At 73.6% G+C, this 3061-nt stretch carries 3 protein-coding genes; all 3 read left to right on the forward strand.

Annotated elements, in window-relative coordinates; all coding sequences use genetic code 11:
• The coding region (locus AOK24_RS21555; protein WP_055721705.1) for a B12-binding domain-containing radical SAM protein at positions 1-926 on the forward strand (926 nt) is incomplete at its 5' end.
• Positions 927-962: 36 nt separating this feature from the next.
• Positions 963-2207, forward strand: a complete 1245-nt coding sequence (locus AOK24_RS21560) for an MFS transporter (protein ID WP_055721706.1) — start codon at positions 963-965, stop codon at positions 2205-2207.
• The coding region (locus AOK24_RS21565) for a hypothetical protein (protein WP_055721707.1) at positions 2197-3061 on the forward strand (865 nt) is incomplete at its 3' end. The genes AOK24_RS21560 and AOK24_RS21565, both read left to right, overlap by 11 nt.

Raw genomic sequence — 3061 nt, forward strand, 5'->3', positions numbered from 1 at the left:
CGCACCGCCTGGATCGCGGCGAGGTCGACTCCGCCGCGATCCAGGCGGTGCGCGACCTGACCGGCGGCAAGCCCGCGCTGCCCGTGCTGCCGCTGGTCGACAGCTACCCCCAGCTGCCCACCGAGGAGTGGCCGCTGCCCGCGTACGACCTGTTCGACCTGTCCGCGTACACCGCCGAGGTGTTCATGGACGGCCGGGTCCGCCGGGGTTCGTGCGGCATGGTGCTCGGCGTGCGCGGCTGCACCTACGGCTGCACGTTCTGCCATCTCCCGTTCGGCACCCGGATGCGTCCGCAGCCGGTGGAGCGCACCCTCGCGGAGATCGCGGCGATGCGGGAGCGCGACGTCGACTTCGTGTTCTTCCTGGACTACGTGTTCGGCCTGCACCCCACCTTCTACAAGGAGTTGTGCGAGGCGCTCACCGGCGAGGGGCTCGGCTGGACCGGCCAGAGCCGCGCCGAGGTCGTGCTGCGCACGGACGTCGAGCAGTGGGCGAAGGCCGGCTGCAAGGGCATGTGGCTGGGCGCCGAGTCGCCCGGCATCGCCGAGACGCCGGTCGGCAAGCGGGTCAAGCCGGGGGTCACCGACAGCGCCGTGCGCCGCCTCCAGGACGCCGGGGTCACCCCGTTCGCGTTCATCCTGATCGGGCTGCCCGACGACCCCGCCTGCGCGAGCGGCGAGCTGCTGGAGTGGGCGACGAACCTGCCCGGCTACTTCGGCCTCAACCAGCTCTTCCTGCGCCCCGGCACCGCGCTCTACGACCAGCTGGCGCCCCGCTACAACGACGGCCGTACGCCTGCCACCTGGGCCGAGGTGGAGGCGGTGACCCGCCGCTACCGGGAGAGCTACCCCGTCGACCTGGACGCCCTGCGCGACCAGCTGATGCGACTGCCGAACTACCTCGGCAACGCGATGGCGACGCTGTGACGCCGTGCACGCCCCCCGTCTCGTGACAGGCGTGCGGTGACGGCATCGAGTCCGACCGGTGGGAAAGGGCAGCGGCTCCTGTTCGCCGCCGTGGTGATCGACAGCACCGGCAGCGGACTGGCCGTGCCCTTCCTCCTGCTCTACCTGACCCGGCACGACGGGATGCCGGCCACCACCGCCGGGACGGTCCTGACGGTCGCCGGGATCGTCGCCCTCGCCGCCGGGCCCCTGTCCGGTCCGCTCGTGGACCGGTTCGGCCCGCAGCGGGTCGTGCAGGTGGCGCACCTGCTGCGCGCGGCGGCGTTCCTCGGCTACCTGACGACCGCCTCCCCCCGGGCGGCCCTGGCCCTCGCGGTCCTCGCGGCGGTCGGGGACAACCTGTTCTGGCCCGCCAACCGCGCCTTCCTGGCCCGGCGTTGCGCACCCGACGAGCTGCTGCGCTGGTACGGGCTCGAACGGACCCTGCGCAACGTCGGGCTCGCGGCGGGCGGGCTCGCGGCGGGCTTCCTCGCCGGTCTCGGCTCTGCCGGGCTGCGGTCGGTCATGGCGGCCAACGCGGCGAGCTACCTCCTCGCCACCGCCTTGATCGCCCTGCTGCCCGCCGCCGGGCGCGGTCCGCGCCGCGTGTCCCGGGCCGCGCCGGACGCTCCCCGGCCCGGCCGTCCCTACGTCACCATGGTCGCCGCCAACACCCTGCTCGTCCTGGTCACTTCGGCGCTACCGGTGCTGGTGCCGCTGTACGTCGTCCAGGAACTCGGCCGGCCGTCCTGGCTGGTCGGCGTGGTGTTCGCGCTCAACACGCTGCTGGTGACGGTGGGACAGGTCCTGGTGGTGCGGTGGGTGGAGCGGCGTGATCACCTGCGGGTCATGCAGGGGGCGGGTGCGGTGTGGGCGGTGTCCGCCGTGCTGTTCGGGGCGGCGAGCGGGCTGCCGGGGGCGTTCGTGGCGCCACTGCTCGTCGTGGCCGTGGTCGTGTTCACGGCGGCGGAGCTGATGCACGGCCCGACCGGTGACGCCGTCGCCGTCCGGATGGCGCCCGAGGACAGGCCCGGCCGCCATCTCGGGCTGCACCAGCTGTCGTGGGGCGTGGGCTCGGCACTCGCGCCGCTGGTGCTGACCGGCGCGCTGAGCCTGGGCGCCGGCTGGCCGTGGGCCCTGCTGGCGGTGGCGGCGCTGGTGGCCTGCGGGGCGCTGTCCACCGTACGCAGTGCCGTCGGGCGGGTCCGTGCGGGGCCCGCCGAACGAGAAGAAAGGCAGAAAGAGGCGAGCGATGGCCGATGAGATGACGTTCTGGGACTACTCCAGGTCGCAGGTGCTCAGCCGGTACAACGGGTCGGTGATCGGGGTGCGGGAGCTGCCGGAGCTGTGCCGGGTCCGTGCGGACGCCGAGTGCGTCGACGCGCGGTTTCCCGCCCCGGAGCAGGTCGCGGGGGTCCATCCGCTGGCGCTGACGAAGCCGCGCCGGTGGGAGGCGGCGGTCGGTGCGGCGGTCTACGCCGGGAGCGGGCAGGTTCCCGTGCGCGAGGAGGTCATCAAGGGGCGCGAACTCCTCGACCGGCTCCCGAGGTCCGACCGCGCCGCCCTCACCGTCCCCCGGATGCTGGCCCTCGTCCCCGCCCTGATCGCCGGGTTCCGGCTCAGCCGACAGGCGGAGGGGTTCAATCCCGAGGCTAACCGGTACGTCGACGGCGCGCGGTTCCTGTCGATGCTCCTGGCGGACCGGCCGTCCCTCGACGTCGAGATCGGCCTGTGCGCGCACCGGGCCGGGGTGAGCGACCCGACGCTGCCCGCGCACGTCAGCCTCACCGGTGCGCAGCGCATGACGGCGTTCGTCAGCGCCCTCCTGGACAACTCCCTCGCCCGGCGCCGCACCGTCGACATCACCCAGCAGACCGCGACCGACCGCGCGTCCGCCACGGTCAACTCCCTCGTCCTGATGCGGTACGCCGCCGAGGGCCGCATCGAACACCTGCTGCGCGTCCTCGACCAGCACGCCGAGGACATACGTACGGTCCTCGACCGCCACAACGCGCTCTCCGCCACGCGGTTCCGCTTCACCCCGCTCGACCCGCTGAGCGACCTCGTCGAGCAGGACATGACCGAGGCGTTCGGCCCCGACTGGTCCGGCGCGCCGG

The sequence above is a fragment of the Streptomyces niveiscabiei genome, from assembly GCF_001419795.1.
In the GTDB taxonomy this organism is placed as follows: Bacteria; Actinomycetota; Actinomycetes; order Streptomycetales; family Streptomycetaceae; genus Streptomyces; species Streptomyces niveiscabiei.